Source organism: Pseudoalteromonas sp. C8 (genome assembly GCF_011378685.1).
Classification (GTDB): Bacteria; Pseudomonadota; Gammaproteobacteria; order Enterobacterales; family Alteromonadaceae; genus Pseudoalteromonas; species Pseudoalteromonas arctica.
Window position 1 is genome coordinate 18340 of sequence record NZ_WTKT01000020.1, and the last position, 25466, is coordinate 43805.

Annotated in this window: 18 protein-coding genes and 6 tRNA genes; 5 read left to right on the plus strand and 19 right to left on the minus strand. The window is 39.0% G+C overall.

Features of this window, described 5'->3' with window-relative positions; genetic code table 11:
• Positions 1 to 6: 6 nt before the first annotated feature.
• The 7 genes from tig to GQR39_RS16815 form a co-directional block, all read right to left on the minus strand.
• On the minus strand, positions 7 to 1311 hold the full coding sequence (tig, locus tag GQR39_RS16785) for a trigger factor (RefSeq protein WP_007580935.1): 1305 nt from the start codon (positions 1309 to 1311) through the stop codon (positions 7 to 9).
• 378 nt (positions 1312 to 1689) lie between these two features.
• Positions 1690 to 1766, minus strand: a tRNA-Pro gene (locus GQR39_RS16790).
• Between the two features lie 70 nt (positions 1767 to 1836).
• Positions 1837 to 1913, minus strand: a tRNA-Pro gene (locus GQR39_RS16795).
• A gap of 70 nt (positions 1914 to 1983) precedes the next feature.
• Positions 1984 to 2060: transfer RNA gene (locus tag GQR39_RS16800), tRNA-Pro, on the minus strand.
• A gap of 14 nt (positions 2061 to 2074) precedes the next feature.
• Positions 2075 to 2150 (minus strand) — tRNA-His (locus GQR39_RS16805).
• Positions 2151 to 2173: 23 nt separating this feature from the next.
• A tRNA-Arg gene (locus GQR39_RS16810) sits at positions 2174 to 2250 on the minus strand.
• A gap of 55 nt (positions 2251 to 2305) precedes the next feature.
• Positions 2306 to 2382 (minus strand) — tRNA-Pro (locus GQR39_RS16815).
• A gap of 352 nt (positions 2383 to 2734) precedes the next feature.
• Between GQR39_RS16815 and folD the strand changes: the two genes are divergently transcribed.
• Complete coding sequence (gene folD / locus GQR39_RS16820; RefSeq protein WP_002958348.1) at positions 2735 to 3589, plus strand: bifunctional methylenetetrahydrofolate dehydrogenase/methenyltetrahydrofolate cyclohydrolase FolD; 855 nt, start codon at positions 2735 to 2737, stop codon at positions 3587 to 3589.
• 72 nt (positions 3590 to 3661) lie between these two features.
• Here the strand turns inward: folD and cysS are convergent, their stop codons facing one another.
• Positions 3662 to 5041, minus strand: a complete 1380-nt coding sequence (cysS, locus tag GQR39_RS16825) for a cysteine--tRNA ligase (RefSeq protein WP_007580933.1) — start codon at positions 5039 to 5041, stop codon at positions 3662 to 3664.
• A gap of 155 nt (positions 5042 to 5196) precedes the next feature.
• On the opposite strand from cysS, the gene GQR39_RS16830 reads away from it, so the two are divergent.
• The 3 genes from GQR39_RS16830 (at position 5197) to GQR39_RS16840 (ending at position 7353) form a co-directional block, all read left to right on the plus strand.
• Positions 5197 to 5688: a peptidylprolyl isomerase gene (locus tag GQR39_RS16830; protein ID WP_007580931.1), complete on the plus strand. Its 492-nt coding sequence runs from the start codon at positions 5197 to 5199 to the stop codon at positions 5686 to 5688.
• 87 nt (positions 5689 to 5775) lie between these two features.
• Complete coding sequence (locus tag GQR39_RS16835) at positions 5776 to 6513, plus strand: UDP-2,3-diacylglucosamine diphosphatase (RefSeq protein ID WP_007580929.1); 738 nt, start codon at positions 5776 to 5778, stop codon at positions 6511 to 6513.
• Positions 6514 to 6567: 54 nt separating this feature from the next.
• Entirely contained in the window at positions 6568 to 7353 is a 786-nt protein-coding gene (locus GQR39_RS16840; RefSeq protein ID WP_165736173.1) for a transporter substrate-binding domain-containing protein, read from the plus strand.
• On the opposite strand, the gene miaE is transcribed toward GQR39_RS16840, so the two are convergent.
• Positions 7350 to 8117, minus strand: a complete 768-nt coding sequence (gene miaE, locus GQR39_RS16845) for a tRNA isopentenyl-2-thiomethyl-A-37 hydroxylase MiaE (RefSeq protein WP_007580925.1) — start codon at positions 8115 to 8117, stop codon at positions 7350 to 7352. The genes GQR39_RS16840 and miaE overlap by 4 nt on opposite strands.
• Positions 8118 to 8323: 206 nt before the next feature.
• On the opposite strand from miaE, the gene GQR39_RS16850 reads away from it, so the two are divergent.
• Positions 8324 to 8923 (plus strand): Yip1 family protein, encoded by a 600-nt coding sequence (locus GQR39_RS16850; RefSeq protein ID WP_007580923.1) that lies wholly within the window; start codon positions 8324 to 8326, stop codon positions 8921 to 8923.
• Positions 8924 to 9038: 115 nt separating this feature from the next.
• Here the strand turns inward: GQR39_RS16850 and purF are convergent, their stop codons facing one another.
• From purF to GQR39_RS16900, 10 genes are all read right to left on the minus strand, one after another.
• On the minus strand, positions 9039 to 10565 hold the full coding sequence (gene purF, locus GQR39_RS16855; RefSeq protein WP_007580920.1) for an amidophosphoribosyltransferase: 1527 nt from the start codon (positions 10563 to 10565) through the stop codon (positions 9039 to 9041).
• Positions 10566 to 10583: 18 nt separating this feature from the next.
• Positions 10584 to 11078 (minus strand): CvpA family protein, encoded by a 495-nt coding sequence (locus GQR39_RS16860; protein ID WP_007376853.1) that lies wholly within the window; start codon positions 11076 to 11078, stop codon positions 10584 to 10586.
• A gap of 195 nt (positions 11079 to 11273) precedes the next feature.
• Entirely contained in the window at positions 11274 to 11915 is a 642-nt protein-coding gene (locus GQR39_RS16865; RefSeq protein WP_165736174.1) for an SPOR domain-containing protein, read from the minus strand.
• 11 nt (positions 11916 to 11926) lie between these two features.
• Positions 11927 to 13192 (minus strand): bifunctional tetrahydrofolate synthase/dihydrofolate synthase, encoded by a 1266-nt coding sequence (gene folC / locus GQR39_RS16870; protein WP_165736175.1) that lies wholly within the window; start codon positions 13190 to 13192, stop codon positions 11927 to 11929.
• Positions 13193 to 13217: 25 nt separating this feature from the next.
• Entirely contained in the window at positions 13218 to 14093 is an 876-nt protein-coding gene (accD, locus tag GQR39_RS16875; RefSeq protein WP_007376856.1) for an acetyl-CoA carboxylase, carboxyltransferase subunit beta, read from the minus strand.
• A 140-nt stretch (positions 14094 to 14233) separates the two neighbouring features.
• Positions 14234 to 15031 (minus strand): tRNA pseudouridine(38-40) synthase TruA, encoded by a 798-nt coding sequence (truA, locus tag GQR39_RS16880; RefSeq protein ID WP_165736176.1) that lies wholly within the window; start codon positions 15029 to 15031, stop codon positions 14234 to 14236.
• Positions 15032 to 15179: 148 nt separating this feature from the next.
• Entirely contained in the window at positions 15180 to 20087 is a 4908-nt protein-coding gene (locus tag GQR39_RS16885) for a FimV/HubP family polar landmark protein (protein WP_165736177.1), read from the minus strand.
• 355 nt (positions 20088 to 20442) lie between these two features.
• A complete protein-coding gene (locus GQR39_RS16890; protein ID WP_007586655.1) occupies positions 20443 to 21459 on the minus strand; it encodes an aspartate-semialdehyde dehydrogenase in 1017 nt (338 codons plus the stop codon).
• Between the two features lie 48 nt (positions 21460 to 21507).
• Positions 21508 to 22629, minus strand: a complete 1122-nt coding sequence (locus tag GQR39_RS16895; RefSeq protein WP_165736178.1) for a 4-phosphoerythronate dehydrogenase — start codon at positions 22627 to 22629, stop codon at positions 21508 to 21510.
• Between the two features lie 265 nt (positions 22630 to 22894).
• On the minus strand, positions 22895 to 25117 hold the full coding sequence (locus GQR39_RS16900) for a TonB-dependent receptor (protein WP_165736179.1): 2223 nt from the start codon (positions 25115 to 25117) through the stop codon (positions 22895 to 22897).
• Positions 25118 to 25466: the final 349 nt, after the last annotated feature.

A 25466-nucleotide genomic window follows, 5' to 3' on the forward strand; every position in this document is an offset into this window, starting at 1 on the left:
GACTTATTAAGCACCTTGCTGTGGATTCATGATGTCATCAAATGCTTTTTCAACATCAGTAACAACTGCTTTAGCTAAAATAGCTTCAACAGCTTGCTCTTCCATTGCTACATTACGCATTTGCTGCATAAGTTGATCATTACCTTTGTAGTATTCTACTACTTCAGTTGGATCTTCGTATGCAGAAGCTACCGTTGCGATTAATGCTTCAACTTTAGCGTCATCAACTTTAATCTCGTTAGCTTTAATCACTTCACCTAATAAAAGGCCAGTTTTAACACGTGTTACAGCTTGCTCGTGGAACAATTCAGCTGGAAGCTCTGGCATGTTTTGAGCGTCGCCGCCAAAACGTTGAGCTGCTTGCTGACGTAGAGCATCAACTTCTTGATCAACAAGTGCTTTAGGCACTTCGATTTCGTTGTTAGCTAAAAGACCTTTGATTGCTTGGTCTTTAACGCTTGCTTTAACCGCTTGGTCTAGCTCACGTGTCATGTTCTTTTTAACTTCTTCTTTAAGCGCGTCTACGCCGCCTTCGGTAACACCGAATTTAGTTGCAAACTCTTCGCTTAATTCTGGTAATTCTTGCGCTTCAACTTTTTTCACTGTGATAGTGAATTGAGCCGCTTTACCTTTTAAGTTTTCAGCGTGGTAATCATCAGGGAAAGTTACATCAGCAACTACTTCTTCGCCTGCTTTTTTACCTACGATGTTATCTTCAAAACCTGGGATCATACGACCTTGGCCAAGCTCTAATGGGAAGTCTTCAGCTTTGCCGCCTTCAAATACTTCACCGTCGATAGTACCTACGAAATCAACTGTTACACGGTCGTTTTCGCCAGCAGCTGCATCAACATCAGCCCACGCTGCGTGTTGCTTACGAAGTGTTTCTAGCATGTTAGCTAAATCTTCGTCAGTCACTGTTACCGCTGGTTTCTCAACAGTAATTTTATCTAAACCTTGAACTTCAACTTCAGGGTAAACTTCAAACGTTGCTGAGAATTCTAAATCTTTACCTGCTTCAAGTGATTTAGGTGCGAATGTAGGCGCGCCAGCTGGATTGATTTTTTCAGAAACGATTGCTTCAATGTAATTACGTTGCATTACTTCGCCAGCAACTTCTTGACGAACTGCAGGGCCAAAACGCTTGTTAATTACAGATACTGGAACTTTACCAGCACGGAAACCATCTATACGCTGTGTTTTTGACAGTTGTTGTAGGCGTTTTTTTACTTCGGTCTCAACGTTCTCTGAAGGAACGGTGATAGTTATACGGCGCTCAAGGCCTTGGGTCGTCTCAACAGAAACTTGCATGATTTACCTCAATATTCAATTTTGGCGACTGTTCGCCTTCCTTTACAAACAAAGTGATCTGCATGAGTCTTGATAAAGTTTAAGCGGTTTTTCACACTTAAAAGCATCCGTCGCTACCATGAGATACCATTGCTGCTTTGCCCTTCGGGCACTATGTTAAACAATAGACGCGGCATTATAACCTAATATTTATGATAGTCGAGTATAGGGGGCAATTATTTGGACTAGATAAGGGACTATAGAGACTAACTGAATAAAAAACAGGCTAACTAGGCATTGAATGGATTAAAGTAGAAATTATTTAATAGAATTATAGGCTAACAGATTTAGATTTATAACTTAGAGGAGTTTACTTATTATTCTTATTAGATAAGAAAATGGTCGGCGATGCAGGATTTGAACCTGCGACCCCTTGGACCCAAACCAAGTGCGCTACCAAACTGCGCTAATCGCCGACATTGAAGAGTTTACTTCTTTTTTCATACTGAACACTTAAACTGAGAGTTTAAGACCATTTTAAGGAAATGGTCGGCGATGCAGGATTTGAACCTGCGACCCCTTGGACCCAAACCAAGTGCGCTACCAAACTGCGCTAATCGCCGACATTGAAGAGTTTACTTCTTTTTTCATACTGAACACTTAAACTGAGAGTTTAAGACCATTTTAAGGAAATGGTCGGCGATGCAGGATTTGAACCTGCGACCCCTTGGACCCAAACCAAGTGCGCTACCAAACTGCGCTAATCGCCGATATTCGTTGTAAATGGGGTGACTGATGGGGCTCGAACCCACGACAACCGGAATCACAATCCGGGGCTCTACCAACTGAGCTACAATCACCGCTATATTTACATGTTTTCAAATGGTGCACCCAGAAGGATTCGAACCTTCGACCCACGCCTTAGAAGGGCGTTGCTCTATCCAGCTGAGCTATGGGCGCATCGAAAACTTCATAGTTTACCAATAAGCTATTCGATTATAATAAATTATAAAAATGGTCGGCGATGCAGGATTTGAACCTGCGACCCCTTGGACCCAAACCAAGTGCGCTACCAAACTGCGCTAATCGCCGAAACTTATTATTGTTAGCGAGTGACCTCGTTGACAACGGGGTGCATAATAGTGATTTGACGGGGTTAGGTCAAACGTTTTTTTAATAAAACCAATCAAGTGCTCATTTTTAGTGCACAATGGTTAAATATTACAATAGTAGGCTGAAATTTAAACTATTTAATAACTCAAATGTTATATACATTAAAAGCAACTTGGCGCTGCTATGCTTTTCTGCGAAAATAGTAGGCACATTATAAAACGAGTTAAATAAAGAGTATGTTTTCTTTATTAGCATTTTTACCCCTATTTTATTATGCATTCGTTTTTAGAGTATCGGTATCTAGTTAATTAACCCCAATTAAAGGTCACCCATGACGGCAAACATCATTGATGGTAAGGCAATCGCAAAACAAGTACGTAGCGCTGTAGCAGAACGCGTAAGTGAACGTGTAGCAAATGGTTTACGTGCACCAGGACTTGCAGTAGTACTTGTTGGACTTGATCCAGCAAGCCAAGTTTATGTTGGTTCAAAACGTAAAGCCTGTGAAGAAGTAGGTTTTATCTCCAAATCATTTGATTTACCAGCAGACACGCAAGAGCAAACTCTTTTAGATTTAATTGACGAGCTAAATAATGATGCCGAAGTTGATGGAATTTTAGTGCAGTTACCACTGCCAAAAGGTCTTGATGCTGAAAAGATTTTAGAACGCATTACCCCACATAAAGATGTTGATGGATTTCATCCATATAACATTGGTCGATTAGCACAGCGTATGCCTGCCCTTCGCCCATGTACCCCTAAAGGTATTATTACATTACTTGATTCAACGGGTGTACGTTATAAAGGGATGCATGCAGTTGTCGTTGGCGCGTCAAATATTGTTGGTCGTCCAATGTCGTTAGAGCTTTTATTAGCGGGTTGTACTACCACAGTATGCCATAAGTTTACTCAAGACTTAGAAACGCATGTTCGCCGCGCTGACTTATTAGTTGTGGCTGTAGGTAAACCTGAATTTATACCTGGAGATTGGATAAAAGAAGGCGCTATAGTCATCGATGTAGGCATTAACCGTTTAGACACGGGTAAATTAGTCGGTGATGTTCAATACAGTGTGGCTGAACAAAAAGCGCATTTCATTACACCTGTACCAGGTGGCGTTGGCCCGATGACGGTCGCGAGCTTAATTGAAAACACACTTGAAGCGTGTGAGAAATATCACAGCTAAGCTGTTAAAAAATCAAAAAAGGGTTGCCATTTGGCAACCCTTTTTTAGTTGAACGTGAATTACTTTAAACGCTTACGCTTTACGCCACGTTGTTTTACCGGCTGAATCTTCAAGTATTACACCTAACGCATTAAGCGCATCACGTGCTTCATCAGCAGCAGCCCAGTTTTTACTTGCACGTGCTTCATTACGTTTCACAATTAATGCTTCAATTGTCGCAACTTCGTCGTCATCTTGCCCGCCTTGTAAAAAAGCTTCTGGTGCTTGTTGAGCAACCCCTAAAACGTTACCAATACTGCGTAATATAAACGCAAGTTGCCCAGCTTGAACTGCGTCACTTTCTTTTACGCGGTTTAATTCTTTAGCAAGTTCGAACAACACAGGTAGTGCTTCTGGTGTATTAAAGTCGTCATTCATTGCTTTTCTAAATTTAGCAACAAACTCATTACCTTCTAAATCGCACTCTACCGGTTCGACATCACGAAGCGCTGTATAAATGCGCTCAAGTGATGAACGCGCTTGGTCTAAATTTTCTTGTGAGTAATTTAGTTGGCTGCGGTAATGACCTGAAATTAAAAAGTAACGAACAGATTCAGGATCGTATGCTTTTAAAACTTCACGCACTGTAAAGAAGTTATCTAACGACTTAGACATTTTTTCTTTGTTTACTTGAACCATGCCAGTATGTATCCATGTATTTACATACTTGCCGTTGTTTGCACAGCACGATTGGGCAATTTCGTTTTCATGATGTGGAAACTGTAAATCAGACCCCCCACCGTGAATATCAAAATGCTCACCTAAGTGCTTTGAGCTCATTGCCGAACATTCAATATGCCAACCCGGACGCCCTTCACCCCACGGTGATGACCATGATGGTTCACCTGCTTTTGCTTTTTTCCATAACACAAAATCAAGTGGATCGTCTTTATCTTGCGCTACTTCAACGCGAGAGCCTGATTGCAACATAGTTAAATCTTGCTGAGAAAGTGCACCGTATTGCTCAAACGTTGATACATCAAACAAAACATCGCCATCGGCTGCGACATAGGCATGGCCTTTTTCAATCAAGCGCTTAACCATAACGATAATTTCATCCATATGGCTTGTAACTGTTGGCTCAATATCTGGGCGTAGCATATTTAGGCTATCAAAATCTTCATGCATCGCTTTAGTCATGCGCACAGTTAAGTCGTTTATTGACTCACCATTTTCGTTCGCACGTTTAATTATTTTATCGTCGATATCTGTAATGTTACGTACATATTTCAAATCGTAACCAATATGGCGTAAGTAGCGCACAATAACGTCAAAACCTACAAAAGTACGAGCGTGTCCAATATGGCAGTAATCATAAATGGTGATACCACACACATACATGTCGATTTTTCCTTCGACCATAGGTTTAAATTGCTCTTTTTGTCGCGTGAGTGTGTTGTATATATTTACCATTTACTTTGAGTCCTTGACTATTTACTTGAACAGTTATGTTACCACTTGAAAAGCCCCTGCTCTAGCGCTTTATAACAAACCAAACATCTACTTTGTTAATCTTAGCCAACTACGATAAAATAGCGCCAATATTTAAACCGGATATAGGAAAACACATGGTTGTTCTACACACTAATTTTGGTGACATCACCATTAAAATGTTTGAGCAAGAAGCTCCAAACACAGTTAAAAACTTTTTAGAGTATGCAAATGCTGATTTTTTCAACGGCACTATCTTTCATCGTGTAATCGATGGTTTTATGGTTCAAGGCGGTGGTTTTGTTCCAGGTATGGAACAAAAAGAAGTAAACGACCCAATTCAGAATGAAGCTAATAATGGTCTGTCTAATAAAGTAGGCACTTTAGCTATGGCACGTACACCTGATCCTCATTCAGCTACAGCACAGTTTTTCATTAACGTGAACAACAACGACTTTTTAAACCACAGCAGCGAAACATCGCAAGGTTGGGGTTATTGTGTTTTTGCTGAAGTAGTAGAAGGCATGGACGTAGTAAATAAGATTAAAGCAGTTGCAACAGGTAGTACTGGTTTTCACCAAGACGTACCTCTTGAAGATGTGATCATCGAAAGCGTTACTGTTAATTAGTAACGTTTACTCATATTATGTGAGTATATAAGCGGGTGTATACTATTAGTATATGCCCGTTTTTTTAAAACTAGAATAGACTGACCTATGACTCGCCAAACTTACTTTATTGCAGATTTACACCTAAGCGAAAACCGCCCCGACATTAGCGCTGCATTTTTTGACTTTTTAAATACACATATATTAAATAAAGATGTAGATGCACTTTATATTTTGGGTGATTTTTTTGAAGTATGGGTTGGAGATGACTACATTACTGCACTGAGTGCCGATGTAGCAAAACATTTAAGCGCCGTTAATGATGGTGGCACACCTGTTTATTTTATACATGGCAATCGTGATTTCATTATGCGCAAGCAATATGCCGACATGGCCGCAATGACATTACTCGATGAACAAACGGTCATTGATTTATATGGCACGCCTACCGTTATTTTACATGGCGACGAAATGTGCACTCAAGACACTGAATATCAAAACTTTCGTAAAAAGAGCCGTGGTTGGTGGTGGCCAAAATTGATGCTTGCAATGCCGCTTTGGTATCGTAAAAAAATAGCGCGTAATGCCCGCGAAAAAAGTAAGTTAAGCCAAGCTGATAAACCTATCGAAATTTTAGACGTTGTCGATGAGGCTGTACTTGCCACCTTTGCCAAACATAACGTTACAAATATGATTCATGGTCATACTCACCGCCCTAATGTTCATACGTATAAAGTTAATGAACAAACACTTACTCGCACAGTGCTAGGTGACTGGTATACCCAAGGCTCTTATTTAGTCGTTACCCCTCAATCACAAGAATTAATTAGCACGCCTTTCGCATAATTTAAAATTCTGACTATTATTTATCTATATATATGAATAATAGTGAGAGGTTGAATGATTAAGCTGTTAATTTTCATCGTAGTAATTGCCATTCCTACACAAGTATTTAGCAAGCAAACATGGCAAATTGTTACAGAAAACTATCCTCCCTATTTTAGCGAAAACCTACCTAGTAATGGCTGGCTATATGAAATAGCCCAATCAGCTCTTAAAACGCAAGGTATTAATAGCGAAGCCGAGTTTACGACCTGGGACCGCGCCCTAAAGCTATTAGAAAAAAACAGAAAAACCGCTATTTTAGGTGCTTTTTATTCATTAAAAAGAAATGAAGTTTTTTACTACTCTCGTCCACTTGCAGTTGCTCACTCAGGAGTTTTCAAACGAAAAGAGAGTGTTATTAATTTCGACGGTACAGTTCAATCATTAACACCTTATAGTATTGGTATAGAAGACAATGCCGTTGTAAGCCAAGAGTTTGCTAGAAATACGGAGCTGGCAATAACGTCCACTAAAAGCCTTCCTACAAGCTTATATTTACTACAACAAGGGCGTATTGATTTAGTCGCGGGTACTAAAGAGGTTGGAAATTACTGGCTTGAACACACTAAAACCGAAGATTCAGATGATAATAATATTGAGTACTTATCGCCAGATCTTGCTTCTCATAAACTATATTTAGTTGTCTCTAAATCAAATTATAGAGCCAAAGAATACTTACAAAAATTTAATAGAGGAATTGATATAATAACTAAAAATGGATGCATTGCTAAAATTATGAAAAAACATAATTTCAGCAATCAGAAAATAGCAGAGTATATTAATTTCTTAAAAGAAAATTAGCTTTGCGCTATTGGAACACCGCTGTGAAATTTAAAATCAGTATCGGTTGTAGAAATTAGCTCTTTTTCTTTTTCACCAAAAAAGTTTACGCGTTCGGTAATATCAAAATCAGCAATTTCTTGCGCTAAAGTTAAATAATCTTGGTAATGACGCGCTTCTGAACGTAACAACGAAATATAAAAATCACCTAAACGTTTGTCAACATGCGGTGCAAGCTTTGCAAAACGCTCACACGAACGCGCCTCAATATAAGCGCCTACTATTAGCTTATCGACTAATGCATCGGGCTCGAACGTTTTAACATGACGGAGCATGCCTTTTGCGTAACGACATGGTGTAATACTTCGATACTCAACACCGTACTCGTCCATAATTTCGAGCACTTGATAAAAGTGATGCAGCTCTTCTTTTATCAGCAAAACCATTTTATCGATTAGACCTTGCCCGTATGGAGAACTCGATTTAGGAATTATTGATTTAGTGAGCTTATTTTTAGCAGCCAGATCGCGCCAATTCCCTTCTCGTTTGTAAATAAGCGTTTCAAATGGCTTTAGCCACTCGAGTAATGCATCACTACCCTCTTTATCTACCGCGTATTTACGTATCAAAAACATCGCACTTTGAGCTGCTTTTAATTCACAAATTAAGTGATCTATTAAAATGACTGATAAGTTTTCTTTTTTAATTGCTTGCTCCACCCATTGCTCTGGGGTGGTACACAATAAAAAGTTATTAATCGGCTCTAAAAGTTGGCTATGTGGCACTTTGACTGCTCATTACTAAATAAATTTGATAGACCGTTATTTTAACACGAAATTTTGCTTGGGATAAATCAAAGCCCTTATCTGCGTCTAAATGTTAATAACGAGTTAACTTGACTTTGCAAAATAAGTGAACCATAACTGTACATAGACTGTATAAAAATAAACCAACCAAAACAATAATACGTTCCTTTTATGGAGTAAGTACTATGATACTAAATCACCTCTGGGGCATTTATGCTCACCCACTTGAAGAATGGCAAACAATAGATAATCGCCATGAAAGTTTAACCTATAGTTTGTCGCATATTTTACTGATTGCTTTATTTCCTTCAATAATGGGCTACTACTCATCTGTTTATTTAGGATGGAGTATAGGTGCAGGCAATCCCGTATTTTTAACGCACGATAGTGCACTGCTAATTGCAGGTGCAATGTATTTTGCTTTAATAGCGGGTGTTTTTGCATTGGCGTATTTAGCCCATTGGATGGCGGTTACATTTGGCTCTAAACCTACATTTACACAAACACTTGAACTTGCAGCATATACTGCAACACCAGTGTTTATGTCGGCACTCGCCGCTTTTTGGCCTGTACTTTGGTTTGTAGTGTGTATTGGAATTATTGCACTGGCTTACTCGGTTTATTTACTCTATACCGGCGTACCAATACTTATGCATATCCCAGAAGAGCGTGGCTTTATTTACGCCAGCTCGGTAGTAACGTGTGGATTAATATTACTGGTTATTATTTTAGCTGTAACAGCTATGCTTTGGACTAATGGGATTGTTAGCCCAATGTTTACTTAATAAATTTCACCTAAAAAAAGAGTCATGTTTGATAGAAATGTTCCCTTTCTTTCCTTCGCAAAAAAGGAGCTAATTAGCTCCTTTTTTTGTGTAACGACTTTTTGTTAACTAACTATTAATCAGCTTCATTTTCGTCTTGGTTGTGTATCTCTAAACCTGAAGACATCGCACTTTCGCGGGTGCTTTTTGCAGAATCGTTACGTAGCTTATCAATACGGTTTAAATAGTTTTGATCAATATCGCCAGTAATATATTGGCCATCAAATACTGAAGTTTCAAACTTAGTAATTTCAGGGTTTTCTTGGCTAACCGCAGCAATTAAATCTTTTAACGATTGAAAGATTAAACCGTCAGAACCAATACTTGCATTAATATCTTCTACTTCACGTCCGTGAGCAATAAGCTCAGCTGCTGAAGGCATATCAATACCGTACACATTAGGGAAGCGTATTTCAGGTGCCGCTGATGCAAAGTAAACGTTTTTAGCGCCAGACTCTCGGGCCATTTCAACAATTTGTGCTGATGTTGTACCACGAACAATTGAGTCATCAACCAATAATACGTTTTTACCTTTAAACTCGCGATCAATTGCGTTTAGCTTTTGACGCACTGATTTTTTACGCATCTCTTGGCCAGGCATGATAAATGTACGACCAATATAACGGTTTTTAACAAAACCTTGGCGATACGGTAAATCAAGTACACGTGCGATTTCCAGTGCTACATCACATGAAGTTTCTGGTATTGGGATAACTACATCAATATCTTTGTCAGCCCATTCACGTGCAATTTTTTCGCCTAGTTTAGTCCCCATGTTTACGCGTGTTGCGTACACAGACATACGGTCTATTGTTGAGTCAGGTCGAGCAAAATAAACAAATTCAAAAATACACGGCGAGTAAGATGCCTTATCAGCACAACTAAGTGAATGGAATTCACCTTCTTCTGTAACATATATAGCTTCACCAGGGGCTACATCACGTACAAACTCAAAACCGTCCGGTTTCAACGCAACGCTTTCTGAGGCAAACATGTACTCAGTACCTTTTTCGGTTTCGCGTTTACCAAATACAAGCGGGCGAATACCATTAGGGTCGCGAAAAGCAACAATGCCGTGGCCGATAATCATAGCAATAGTTGCATAACCACCGCTTACTTTATTGTTTACTTCGGTTACCGCAGTAAAAATATCTTCAGGGTCTAAATGCAACTTATCAGATTTGCTTAATTCATGTGCCATGATATTAAGTAAAATTTCAGAGTCTGATGTTGTATTAACGTGACGACGTGCTTCAGAGAATAGCTGCTCTTTTAAAGCTTCTGCATTAGTAAGGTTGCCATTATGGGCAAGTGCTATACCAAACGGTGAGTTAACATAAAAAGGCTGTGCTTCAGATGAGCTTGAAGATCCTGCTGTAGGATAGCGCACATGGCCAAGACCAATTGTACCTTGTAGTCGTTTCATATGACGTGTGTGAAAGGCATCTTTCACTAAGCCATTTGCTTTGCGCAAGCTAAACGTATTATTCTCAATGGTAATGATACCCGCGGCATCTTGACCACGGTGCTGCAAAACAGTTAAGCCATCATAAATCGCCTGATTAACAGGGGATGTTCCGACTATTCCAACGATACCACACATGTAATTTATCCTCGCCGATTAACGGTTTACTGAATTTAAAAAGCTCGAGTTGTTTTCTAGGTACGAAAAGAACCATTCAACAACAAAGCCAAATTCTGGAATCAAAATAGAATTGCCCCACCAGTGCGTATTGGGTGCACCAGTAAAAGCATCAAGAAAGAAGAGTAACGCGCTCACGACCAACACGCCTCGTAGAGCACCAAACACTATGCCAAAGACACGGTCGGTACCCGATAAACCAGTACGATGTACAAGTTCACCTAAAATGTAGTTTAGTAAACCGCCTAACAGTAGCGTCGCAAAGAATAATATGGCTATGGCCGCAGCATTTCTTAAAAGGGGTTCAGAAATGGTTGTTAGGAAGGAAGCTAAATATTGGTAAAATAAGCTAGAGATGATAAAGGCGCCAGCCCATACCGCTAATGACATTGCTTCTTTTACAAAGCCGCGTATTAAACCGATGATGGTAGACAATGCAATGATGCCAATAATGGCGTAATCAACCCAGATCATAAGAACCAATTAGTCGCTAATTTGGGGCGCATTCTATACCCAAACATCGTTAGTATGCAAGTTTAAACGGGAGATTACTGGGTTGTAGTCAATACAAAAAATTAACATTATAGAATGGGTATTGTGAGATAAAGATAATGATAAAAACAAATATAAATAAATAAAAAAAGGCTTGTGATACAAGCCTTTTTTTAATTATTTTGTTACTTCGTATTGCGTAACTTTACCATTTAATTTAGTAAGCTCTTTCAGCTGGGGAAGCTGCTTTTGTAATTCATTTTTATCAAGCGAAGGACCAACAAATACCTTGGTTAACGTCCCATTTGGGGTTTTAATCGGTTTAGTAAACGTTTTAAACCCTTCAACTTTTAATTTAGCCTGTAATGCTTTTACATTTGCAACATGTGAAAAACTACCTAATTGAATAACGTAAGCCATACTTGTTAGGTTTTCATCACTTTTACGAGGCGCAATAGGTTTTGGTTTAGCCTGAACCGGTGCCTTAGTGATCGGTGTAGTTTTGGGTTCAATAGTCGCTTCAACAACTTTATTCTCTACAGCGTAGTCACTCTCATCCATAGCGTTTTGCTGCTCAAAAGCTTCATCGTCAGCTTGAATGTCTTCAATTTCATCTTGTTTTAGTGGCTCAGCATTAGCCATGTTTTCATCAATTGACTCTTGAAGATCGATTGTTTTGAACTCAGGGCGATCAGGTATCGCTTTAAAGCCCTCTTTATAATGCACTTTTTCGCCATCGAGTATATTAGGGATAAACACAATTGCTGCGATCACTACTATACTTGTTCCGACTAAGCGATTAATAAAACTTGAGTTCACCGACATCCTCTCTATTTTTTAAAGTAATTAATAGCGCCGGCCACTGTAAAAAATGAACCAAATACAATCAACATAGTATCACTTTGTTGTTTTGGTAAAATTACACTCAGTGCCTGTGCCACACTATCATAGCTATTGATAGTATTATGATGAGATATACCCTGCAGCGCATTTTGTAAATTACTTGCAGTGTCGCCTCGCGGACCACTTAAGCTCGCTAATGACCACTCATCGACCAAGTGACTTACTTCTTTAAGTACACCCACTTTATCTTTATCAGCAAGCATAGCGGCTAATGCATGAATTTTAAAGCCTTTATCTTTATAGCTTGATAACTTATTGGCTAAATAACGCGCCGACTCAGGGTTATGTGCTACATCGGTAAAGACTAAAGGCTCAGCGCTTAACTGCTGAAACCGCCCTTCTACAACTAAATTAGCGAGGCAACTTCGTATGACTTGCTCACTAGGTAATAAGCTTAAAACACTTAGCGCAGTTAACGCAGTTGCTGCATTTTGACACGGTATTGCTGGCTTATCTATTACAAGATTATGTTCTTTATATTGCCAATTAAAGCTCTCAGCATTCTCTTTGAAAATAAAGTCACTGTCCGACAACGTCATATTGGCATTAATTTCTTTGCCGTAATCAGTCATTGTGTGAGGAATATTTAAATCCCCTATAATAGCAGGCGTATTTTCACGAAAAATACCGGCTTTATCATAAGCCACTAACTCTCGTGTATCACCTAAGTACTCTTTATGATCTAAATCGATAGTGGTGATCACGCTTGCAAAGGGAGTTACTATATTTGTAGCATCAAAGCGCCCGCCTAGACCAACCTCTAGTAATACATAATCGACCTTACAGCGTTTAAAAATTGCCAACGCACCCAAAGTACCATATTCAAAATAAGTCAAAGGAGTGTCTTTACGGCCTTGCTCAAGCTGGTGAAAAGCATCTATATGAAATTGGTCTGCCAGTTCTTCGCCATTAACTCGTACACGCTCGTTATAACGAATTAAATGAGGAGATGCGTAAGTACCCACGCTAAAACCTTGCGCTAGCAATAGCGACTCTAAGCAACGTGCAGTGGTGCCCTTACCGTTTGTACCGGCAATAAGAATAATTTTACTTGGAGTGTTTAAAAGGCCAATATTGTTGGCAACATTAGCAACTCGTTCTAGGCCCATTGCAATGTTAGCTGGGTGAACACTTTCTAAATAAAAAAGCCAATCATCAAGGCTTGATGATTGGCTAGGAATTGTTTTTGTCATAGCGTGTAATCAGTAAAGCTGAAATTTACGCTACTCTATGCTCTTGTTCCGTAGAAGGCAAGTTCATAAATTTAGCTAAAATGCGTGCAAGGGTATCGCGCATTTCACGGCGGTCAATAATCATGTCAATTGCACCATGTTCTAGCAAAAATTCACTACGCTGAAAACCTTCAGGTAATGTTTCGCGAACAGTCTGCTCAATAACACGAGGACCTGCAAAACCAATTAACGCTTTAGGTTCAGCAACGTTAATATCACCCAGCATAGCAAGTGATGCAGATACACCACCCATTGTCGGGTCGGTCATTACTGAAATAAATGGAAGACCTTTTTCCGTCATTTTTGCAAGTGCAGCACTTGTTTTAGCCATTTGCATAAGCGACATAAGCGCCTCTTGCATACGTGCTCCGCCTGATGCAGAAAAACAAATAAGCGGCATGTTATGCTCTAAACATTGATCAACAGCATCAACAAAGCGAGCGCCAACAACAGAAGCCATTGAACCACCCATAAATGAGAACTCAAATGCTACCGCTGCTACTGGAATGCCTTTTAATCGGCCTTTCATAGCTACAAGTGCATCTTTTTCACCACTTGCTTTTTGCGCTGCACTGATACGGTCAGAGTACTTTTTAGAATCTTTAAACTTAAGAATGTCTTTAGGCTCATGTTGTGTACCAAGCTCTTGACGATCACCTTCATCTAAAAAGTGCTCTAGGCGCTTACGGCCACTAACACGCATGTGGTGGTCACACTTAGGACATACGTTTAATGACTTTTCTAATTCAGCTTTATATAAAATTGAATCACACGATGTACACTTAGCCCAAACACCTTCTGGGATTTCTTTACGACCTGATGATTTTGTCGTTTTAGGTAAGATTTTTTCTAGCCAACTCATTTGCAACTCTCTTAATACTGTTCTGTGTCGCGAGCCTGCTAATAGCAATTAGCAGACAAATTTTTTCAATTAAAACATGAATTACACTAACGCGGTATAAAAAACTGGTCTTAGTAGTTAAAAGTGCTCATAAAAAGTACTTATATCACATCTATATCAGGCAAAAATAAAGGGCCTAAAGGTGTTTGAGGAATATTAAATTGCTCAGGGTAGTCAACATCCACTAAATACAAACCAGCAGCCTTAGCGGTAGCACTGGCCTTTGCGCGTTCTTTACAATCAAGTAGCTCTTTTATCCATATAGGTTGTTGTTTATGTAAACCAACATCCATTAAGCTGCCTGTGATATTACGTACCATGTGATGTAAAAATGCATTCGCTTTAATATCAATAATAACGTAAGTACCTTGGCGCTGTACCGACAGATGATGAATTGTTCTTGTCGGTGTATTCGCTTGGCAATGTATCGCTCTAAAAGAGGTGAAATCGTGTTTACCTATTAAGTACTGACACGCCTCTTGCATCTTTGTTTCATCAAGATGATGATGAAAATGCGTAACCCCCTCGTTTAATACCGCACCTCGTAGGGGGGAGTTATAAATAACATAGCGATAACGACGAGCTGTAGCACTAAAACGGGCATGAAAGTCATCAGCAACCGGTTGGGCAAAGCGAATAGCAATATCTTTAGGCATTAAAGTATTCATACCTAGTGTAAATGCGACCATATCGCGATCGGCTTGCGTTTCAAAGTGTATTACTTGGCCTGTACCATGCACACCAGCATCTGTACGCCCTGCACATATAACTTCAACAGGATGATTACAAATACGCGACAACGCTTTTTCTACTTCTTGCTGTACGCTATTTACATGTGATTGACGCTGCCAACCACTATAACGTGCGCCATTGTATTCAACTCCAAGTGCTACTCGCATAATTACCGTTTTACCTACTGTGCTAATGAACGAGGCATTTTATGCTATCTAACGATGCAATAAAAGGAGACCTGTCGTAATCAAACCAATACACATAAAAAAAACCGTATTTAGCTAAGCTAGATACGGGTTCTTATAAACATTTTAATTATTTTAGTTTAGCTTTTAAGCTAAGTGCTTCCTCTTGAACTTCTTCAGGACCTTTGTTAATGACATCCTCAATAACTTTAAGCGCAGAATCAAAATCATCAATTTCAATATAAGCACGCGCTAAATCAAGTTTAGCTGAGTAGCCACCACTTTCAGCATCAACATCCGTTGGGTTATCACCTGCAAGTAATGCATCAAACTCACTCAAACCGACATCCATATTAACGTCGGTGTAAGGTTCGTGTTCAAGTTCAGCGTCGTCACTTTCTTCTAATAATGAATCAATATCTACAAATTCGTCATTATCAAGTTGCTCAACATCACTACCTTCAACAAGTGACTCTTTTGTAGTTAATGAATCATCTGTCTCTAAGTCTTCTTTTAGCAAGCTGTCAAAGTCAACATCAAATTCACTGCTGTCATCAACACTTAAGTCTTCAGGCTCTGCTAACTCACTAAGTAATGAATCAAAATCAGTTTGCGTCAAATTCGACATAAACTCTTCATCAAGTTCGTCGTCAGAGCTAATATCAGTGCTACCCACTTCATCTAAGCTTGTTAACTGTGCTTCGCGCTCTGCATTTGTTTGCTCTTGCGATTCGTCTGATAACTCATCAGTTAGTGCTTGCTCTAAACTATCTTCGTCAAATTCAGCATCTAATTCAGAAAAATCATTTTCAATTAAAATCTCATCATCAAAATCATTTTCTAAACTATCTAAATCAGCATCTGCCATAAGTGCGTTTGCTAAATCTTGCTCAGCTTGGCTGGAAGCGACTCCCGGTGCCTCACCATCTAAATCATCCCCTTGTAATTCTTCAGGGGTAAATGGTAACTCACTTTCTAATGTTTCTTGAACTTCATCAAGGTTAAGAGGTTTGATGTCATCTTCAATACTTGGTGGTTCAACAGAATCAACCTCATTATTAATTTCTTGAAGTAAATCATCATCAAACGACTCATCTTCAATCTCCGTTTCAGTTTCTAATTCAGAGAAGTCATTATCAATTAATAGTTCATCATCAAAATCATCTTCTAAACTATCTAAATCACCATCTGCCATAAGCGCATTTGCGAGATCTTTCTCTGTTTGACTAAGTGCTACTGCATTTTCATCATCCGATGCATCTCCTTTAAGCTCTTGCGGCTCAAACGAAGGCTCATTCTCTAATAATGATTGATCATCGTCTAATTCAAGTTCAGGATATTCATCCAACTCTTCACTTGGCGTTACAAGCTCGCTATCAAGCTGCTCTTCAATTTCAGTAAGATCTGAGTCATCGTCGCCCGCTAGCGGATCGTCACCAAGATCAACTTCTATTTCTTCAAGATCATCATCAAGCTCATCTAAAGACCAATCAGGTGTTTCTATATAGTCGTCATCAGTGCCCTGTTGTAGCTCACTTAAAAGCTCATCAACGCTCTTTAAAGTATCATCTGTGTATTCTTCAAGTGCATCTTCAGGATCAAGAAGCGACTCTGATGTGTCTGAAAAATCATCAACCGTTACATCTATAAGTTCAGGTTCTTCTTTAAGCTCAGGTTCTTCTTCAAGCTCAGGCTTATCGTCAAGCTCAGGTTCTTCTGCAAGTTCAGGCTCATCGTCAAGCGCAGGCTCTTCTTTAAGCTCAGGCTCTTCTTCAAGCTTAGGCTCTTCTTCAAGCTCTGGCTCTTCTTCAAGCTCAGGCTCTTCTTCAAGCTCAGGCTCTTCTTCAAGTTCTGGTTCTTCTTCAAGCTCTGGCTCTTCTTCAAGCTCTGGCTCTTCTTCAAGCTCTGGCTCTTCTTCAAGCTCTGGCTCTTCTTCAAGCTCTGGCTCTTCTTCAAGCTCTGGCTCTTCTTCAAGCTCTGGCTCTTCTTCAAGCTCTGGCTCTTCTTCAAGCTCTGGCTCTTCTTCAAGCTCTGGCTCTTCTTCAAGCTCTGGCTCTTCTTCAAGCTCTGGCTCTTCTTCAAGCTCTGGCTCTTCTTCAAGCTCTGGCTCTTCTTCAAGCTCTGGCTCTTCTTCAAGCTCTGGCTCTTCTTCAAGCTCTGGCTCTTCTTCAAGCTCTGGCTCTTCTTCAAGCTCTGGCTCTTCTTCAAGCTCTGGCTCTTCTTCAAGCTCTGGCTCTTCTTCAAGCTCTGGCTCTTCTTCAAGCTCTGGCTCTTCTTCAAGCTCTGGCTCTTCTTCAAGCTCTGGCTCTTCTTCAAGCTCTGGCTCTTCTTCAAGCTCTGGCTCTTCTTCAAGCTCTGGCTCTTCTTCAAGCTCTGGCTCTTCTTCAAGCTCTGGCTCTTCTTCAAGCTCTGGCTCTTCTTCAAGCTCTGGCTCTTCTTCAAGCTCTGGCTCTTCTTCAAGCTCTGGCTCTTCTTCAAGCTCTGGCTCTTCTTCAAGCTCTGGCTCTTCTTCAAGCTCTGGCTTTTCAGCAAGTTCAGGCTCTTCTTCAAGTTCAGGCTCTTCTTCAAGCTCTGGTTCTTTTTCAAGCTCTGGCTCTTCTTCAAGTTCTGGCTCTTCTTCAAGTTCTGGCTCTTCTTCAAGCTCTGGCTCTTCTTCAAGCTCAGGCTCTTCATTTAATGATGAAGCAAGCGACTCAATATCATCAACATTTAATTCTTCTTGAGCATCTGCTAAATCCTCAACTGAGTCTGCTAATGCATTATCAATTTCTGAATCTCTTACATCTGAATTTTTTAGTTCATCATCAATTAGGTTATCTATGTCGTCTAAATCAAAGTCGTCACTTTCCTCAACTAATGATTTATCTGCAGTATCAACCGCTGCCTCATCAATTAAGCTATCTATGTCGTCTAAATCAAAGTCGTCACTTTCCTCAACTAATGAATCATTTGCAGTATCAACTGCTGCCTCATCAATTAGGTTATCTATGTCGTCTAAATCAAAGTCATCACTTTCCTCAACTAATGAATCATTTGCAGTATCAACCGCTGCCTCATCAATTAAGCTATCTATGTCGTCTAAATCAAAGTCGTCACTTTCCTCAACTAATGAATCATTTGCAGTATCAACCGCTGCCTCATCAATTAAGCTATCTATGTCGTCTAAATCAAAGTCGTCACTTTCCTCAACTAATGAATCATTTGCAGTATCAACCGCTGCCTCATCAATTAAGCTATCTATGTCGTCTAAATCAAAGTCGTCACTTTCCTCAACTAATGAATCATCTGCAGTGTCAACCGCGGCTTCATCAATTAAGCTATCTATGTCATCTAAATCAAAATCGTCGCTTTCCTCAACTAATGAATCATCTGCAGTGTCAACCGCTGCTTCATCAATTAAGCTATCTATGTCATCTAAATCAAAATCGTCGCTTTCTTCTAGAAGTTCATCTTCGTCGAGTAACTCTGCATCAATTGAGTCATCTACCACATCACTTTTTGGGTCATTCGCTTCATCAATTAAGCTATCTATATCGTCTAAATCAAAGTCGTCGCTTGTATCAAGTTCAGCTGAAGTGTTATTTGAGGTATCTAATTCTGTTGATGTTTGATCTAATAATTCATCTATATCAAAATTATCATCATCTGCAAGCTCCTCACTTAAAGCCGCCATTTCATCATGAGACTCTAAGCTATCATCCTCTACAGCTTCGCTTGTTTGCGGTGCATCAAACTCAGGTAGACTATCGTCTTCATCAAACAAGCTATCTAAATCGTCATTAGTTAGAATTTCATCATTGTTTATTGAGTCATCAGATAAGTCTAAATCAATATCTTCAGCGTTTTCATCTGAAGGTTGATCAAACCCTTGCTGCATAAAAATATCGAGTTCATCATCGTCATCGGTATTTTCATCATCAAAAACAATGTCATCACTTAGTAGACTTTCAAGCTCATCCTGATCGAGTAAATTCTCACCACCTGAAAAATCATCTAGGCCGTCATCTAAATCATCATCAGGCAACATATCATTTTCAAGATTATCATCAAGTTGAACACTCAAGTCATCTAAAGGGTCGGGTACAATTGGATCGTCATTTAAACTTGGACCTAAATCATCATCGCCAGTGTAAATTGGGGTTTGTGGTAAAAAGTCATCATCGTTTTGTGGCTCTTCTTGATTACTTGCTCGTTTGCGTAAAAACATAACAATTGCAAAAATAATCAGTAGCCCAGGAATAAACATTAATAAACCCAGCACTATCGGATTTGAAAATAATGAGCTTAAATCAAGCGATTCTTTTGGTACTATCTCTTGTTTTTTTTGTTGTGCAATAATCTCGTTTTGCTTAACAATTAGTTCTTTTAATTGATTTTGAATTTCACTGTCTTGTCCTAACTGTAAGCGTAAGTTTTCGAGTTCGTTTGAAATACCTGATAATTGTTTTTTAAGATTATTATTCTCAACTAAAATTTCTTCTACATTGCTTACAGAATTTTTAAATTGTTGTTGTAACTCAACCAGCTTAGTACTTTGCTCTGTTTTTATTTCATTTAATTCTTTCTGTATCTCTTTTTTGGCATCGTCTACGTCGACTTTACGAGCTTGGGTTACTTTTGTTTGTGCTGAGGTAATTTCGCTTTGCGTAAGTGTGCCATTTTTTTTCTTTTCCCATAATGCATCATCTTGCTCTGAGCGTTGTTTTGCAAGCTGTGTATTTACACCTTTGATTTCGGCTAAGGTAGGGATTTTTAAATAGGCACCATTTTGAATATGATTAAGATTTTGCTCTAAAAATGAGTTGGGGTTTTTGTTATACAAGGCCTGCATAACTTGATAAATGCTGACGGAGTTATCTGGGCGCACTTTAGCCGCTATACGCCAAAGTGTGTCTGTTGGTTTAATTGGCCCAATAGATCGCCCTTGCGCACCATAGTCAACGCCTTTAGGCCCCTTTAATTGGGTACTGTCTTGAGAGTAAACTGGCGTTACTATCAATGCAGACGCTAATATAATAAGTGTAACTAAACCGCGCATGCTGATCCTTTAGTATTTAAATATTAACAAAAGCACCTAAAACTTAAGTGCGTAAATATTGTTTGTTATTGCTGTTATCAGCCAAATGACTGACTCGCATTTATTATTACAATCTATTTTTATTGCAAGCTCTATTCCAATTACAAACTATAAACCAGTTAAGGCTTAATATCCATCGCAACACCTTGAAAATAAATGCCTTAAAACATCTTTATAAATATTAATTTATTGAGTGTTATCAATCAGTTTTTATACTTTTAAAAACAAACGGCAAAAAATTGACAAGCTCTATAAACAAAAAGCGGCAAACAAATAATGTTTACCGCTTCTAAAGTGTGTTCAGCGCTATTAACTATTACATGTAATTAGCAATAAGCTCTTCTGCAATTTGAATACTGTTAGTTGCAGCACCTTTGCGAGTGTTATCACTTACAACCCACATGTTTAATCCATGAGGATGAGAAATATCAGCACGTAATCGGCCTATATAAACAGTATCGTTACCACTAGCGTCAGACACTGCTGTAGGGTAATCACCTTCATCATCAATTAGCTCGACACCAGGCGCGTCTTTTAAAAGTTGCTTAACGTGTTCAAAGTCATAAGGCATGCGCGTTTCAATATTAATTGATTCTGAGTGACCAAAAAACACGGGAACACGTACACATGTAGGATTTACTGCAATAGTGGTATCACCCAAAATTTTATGAGTTTCATTTACCATTTTCATTTCTTCGCGTGTATAGCCATTATCTTCAAAGCTATCAATTTGAGGAATAACGTTAAATGCAATTTGCTTTGGAAATACTTTATTATCCATAGGGCGTGCATTCATCAAGTTAGCTGTTTGCTTTGCAAGTTCATCAACCGCTTCTTTACCTGCGCCCGATACAGCTTGGTAAGTAGATACGTTAATACGGTCTATTCCGTAAGCATCATAAATTGGTTTAAGTGCTAACATCATCTGAATAGTTGAACAGTTAGGGTTAGCAATAATATTACGATTCCTAAAATCAGCTAGGCTTGAAGCATTAACTTCTGGCACCACTAGTGGGATTTCAAAATCATTTCTAAAGTGCGATGTATTATCGATTACAATACAGCCGGCATCAGCAGCAATAGGAGCATATTTTTCAGATACACTACCACCAGCAGAAAACAAACCTATATGCGCTTGGCTAAAATCAAAGCCTTCAACGTCAAGTACTTCAATGGTCTCACCACGAAACTTTATGTCTTCACCTGCGCTGCGGCTGCTCGCAAGTAAAAAAAGCTGATCTACAGGAAACTTACGATCTGCTAGCGTTTCAATGATTTGACGGCCTACTAAACCAGTAGCGCCAAGTACGGCAACGTTATATTTTTGCGACATATTTCTTCCTCTATAAACGACATTAAAACAACATCGTTAGTTAAATAATTATTTAGCTATGCTAAAGCCAAGTTGACTAAGTGCTGCTAGTTGTGGGCTATCACCTTGTAGGAATAAGGTGCTAAATTCTCGCCTTACCGGATAGTTTTTACGTAAACTATCAAAGCCCTCACCTTCTAAATGACGAAGTAAAATTCCGTCATCGCGGCGTACGTCATAAATTAAATGCACCAAACGGGCAATATCTTGCTCGCTTAGGCTTTGCGTAACAGTTGCATGTGTAATAGCAGGTATTGGTAAAAAATCATCCAACGATTTACTCACCTCTACACCTTTTAGGTCACACAATTTTTGATACAACATTTGTGTACCTCGTGCTTTCCCCTCAAGTGTATGCCCTGCGATATGCACACTGGCATAACGCAAATGCTCTAGTAATTCAGTTAGAATATTGGGCTCTTTTTCCCATACATCAAGTACTATATCTAAATCAGCCCCAGCTTCCATTACCTCAAGCAATGCTTGATTATCAATTACGTCGCCTCGGCTTGCATTAATTAGCGTGGTTCCTGGCTTAAGTGCTTTTAATCGCTCTTTATTCATCATGTGCAGCGTTTTGTGCTCGCCACTTTTAATAAGTGGAACATGAAAAGTAACAACATCTGATTGCGCTAATAACTCATCAAGCGCTACATGCTCTTGTAATAAGCCCTGTTCGTGCTTAATTGGATCGCACAGCAGTACGTCGACATTTAATGCTTTTAATTTTTGCGACAAACACGTGCCAATGTTACCCATTCCTACAATACCAATTGTTTGACCACACAATAGGCGCGCATTTTCTTGGCTTAATGCAAATAAACTACTAATTACATATTCAGCTACAGCAACGGCATTACAACCAGGTGCACTGGTAAAAGCAATATTTCTGTCATGCAGCAATTGCGTATCAATATGGTCTATGCCAATTGTAGCAGTCCCCACAAAGCTCAGCTTGTTAGCTTGTGCCAATAGTTCATTATTAACATTAGTCACTGAACGAGTAAGGAGTACATCTACATTTATTAATTGTTCAGGCGTTAATTTACGACCATCAAAACGCTCAACCTCACCAAAGTCTGCAAAGTACTGCTCAACTAAAGGCATATTTTGATCGGCAAGAATTTTCATCACTGAGTCCGTTTGGCAATTAAGTGGCGCCATTGTAACGAACAACCAAGCCTTTACACAAACTAAAAAGGCGCATTTTAGCTGATACAAATACTTAAAAGTGGTTATGTTGATTGTTTTAAATCAGCAATTTAAATTAGAGATTTAAATTATGTGGATAATAATTTTACTATTGAATATATAAAGGCCGAATCACAGCATGATTCGGCCTTTATTATGAAAAATAAACGTCAATTACATTGAATTTTATTTACTTGATTTTAGTTTATAGCTCAAAATCTTTTTTGAATTTCAAACCAAATTCACTGCGGTCATTACTGCGCATTACACCAACAAAACCTGATTGTTGTAGGCGACCAACATCGTAAACTTCGTTTAGAACGTTTTCACCATACAGTGTAACTTCCATATCGCCATATGGATTAGTGTACGAAATATTAAAACCAACTAGTTCACGAGAATCAATGGTCTCACTTTGGTTGTAAACTGATTGACCTTGCATTTCACTGCGATACGAATAATTAGCATTAAACGCAAGTGTTGCGCCACTCTCTAAATCCATAAAGTAAGAAGGTGCAACCATGACAGTCCAGCGTGGCGTCAGTGCTGGTGAATCACCTTTACCTATACCTTGTACGCCCTCAGCCACTTCTGTTATTTCAGAATCTAAATAACCAACTGCACTACGAATAGTAAAATCATCGGTAATAGCAACTGTTGTTTCAAGCTCAATACCTTGCGCTTTAGATTGACCCGCATTTTCTACAATTGTTACAAAGCCGCCACCCGCTGTTGGATCTGAAAACGGTAATGCTAAATCGGTGTAATCAGTCACAAATACCGCAAGCATCATAGATACATTTTCGTGTACTTGGCCTTTTAAGCCCATTTCGTAGTTAATCGCTTTTGTTTCGTCAAACGATACAAATTGATCTGGTCCACCAAATGGACGCGGTGGAAAACCACCTGTTTGATAGCCTTTTTGAATCTGGCCATAAACATTCATATTATTGCTAAGCTGATAAGATGCATTTACATCCCACGTAACCGCATCAAAATCTGCACTTACATATTTACGAGTTGGAAATGATGGGAATATAGCATTTGCATCTTTTTCATCTTTTGAATAACGAAGGCCACCACCAACCGTTAAATCGTCAGTTAAATCGTAGCTGGCATTTATATATACTGCATACGAATTGGTTTCTTGGTTAATTTCAAATTCGCCGTAACCGCCAAATGATTCTGTTACACCATCATTCAACAAGCCATTAGGTGTATTAAATGGGCTAAATACAAACGGGCCTGAACGCGTAAATCCATCTTCATTAAAAAAGTAAAGGCCAGATACAAAGTCCATATTATCAAATGTTGCATTTAGCTGAACTTCAAAAGAGTATTGATCAGCACCGCCCTCCTCTGGAAACTCAGATAAGTTTAAAGGTGATGCATCATCATCTAGGCCACCTTCATACTCAGATGTACGGTAGCTTGAGATAAACTTAGTAGTATAAGTATCGTTAATTGCCCAATCGGCTGAAAACGATGTACCCCAACCTGAGTAAGAGGTAGATTCAATACCCGCAACAGTTGTGCCTAAATCATCAGGGTCTGATGGAATTAAATCTTGAGTCAATAATGGGAAGTCGCCATTATTAACATCATTTGAGTCTAGTGGGTCTGTCAATTCAATTGTATAAGGCGATTGGCCAGATTCGTTATCAACACCATCTAAAGAAAAAGTGAATGCTAAGTCGGTATTTGCTTGCCATTTAAGTGCAACACGACCACTAAATTCTTCTTCTTCACCAATTTCTTTTTCTGGGTTTGCTAAATTAACAGCTTCGCCCACACCATCGCGTGTTTTGTACGATGCACTTGCAGACATACTTACATCGTCTGTCAGTGAGTTATTAAAATAAACATCACCGGCAATACGTCCACGACTCCCCAACTTAGCCGTAGTGGTAACAATACCTTCATCACCAGGCTGCTTTGTAATTACATTTACTGCGCCACCTAATGTGTTACGACCATATAGAGTACCTTGAGGGCCACGAAGTACTTCAACACGTTCAACATTTGGCAGCGATAAGTTAGAACCCATTTGACGACCTAAGTACACACCATCAAGATACACACCCACACCAGGATCTGTTGTTATTATGTGATCTTGCAAACCTATACCGCGAATGAATACCGATGCATGCGCAGAGTTACCCACGCCATAGCGGGTAATATTTAAATTTGGAACATATTTACCAATATCTTCTAGGTTACTCATATTAGCTTTATCAATTAGGTTAGCGCCAATTGAAGTGATAGCGGTTGGAGATTCAAACAGGCTTTCTGTACGTTTACGAGCTGTGACTTCTATCTTTTCAAATGCGTCTTGTTTAGCTGTTTTTTTAGTTTCTTCGGCGTTTACAGAGGTAGTGAGTGCAGCAAAAATTGCTAGACTTAACTGTGAGAGGTTACGTAATTTCAAAATATTCTCCAAAGGATACCGTGTGATTTAGTTATGCATTTATACTTAAAAGTATAAATTTCAGGCATAAAAAAAGATGCGTAATGCATCTTTCCTCTGGATGGGTATTATATGACAGAATTGTGAAGAAATGTATAAATTATTTGAATATATGTATAAAGAATAAAAGCAATTTAGGCATTGTTAGCTTTAGGTGGATTATCATAAATAAAGAACATTAATATCAACCTCACTAAAAAGCTGTTTTAAAACAAAAAACCGCATAAATACAATTTTAAAAAGCACATAAAACGTACTTTACACATGTACTTTAGTGTATAAAAAAAGAGCTACAACACATTCTCCTATC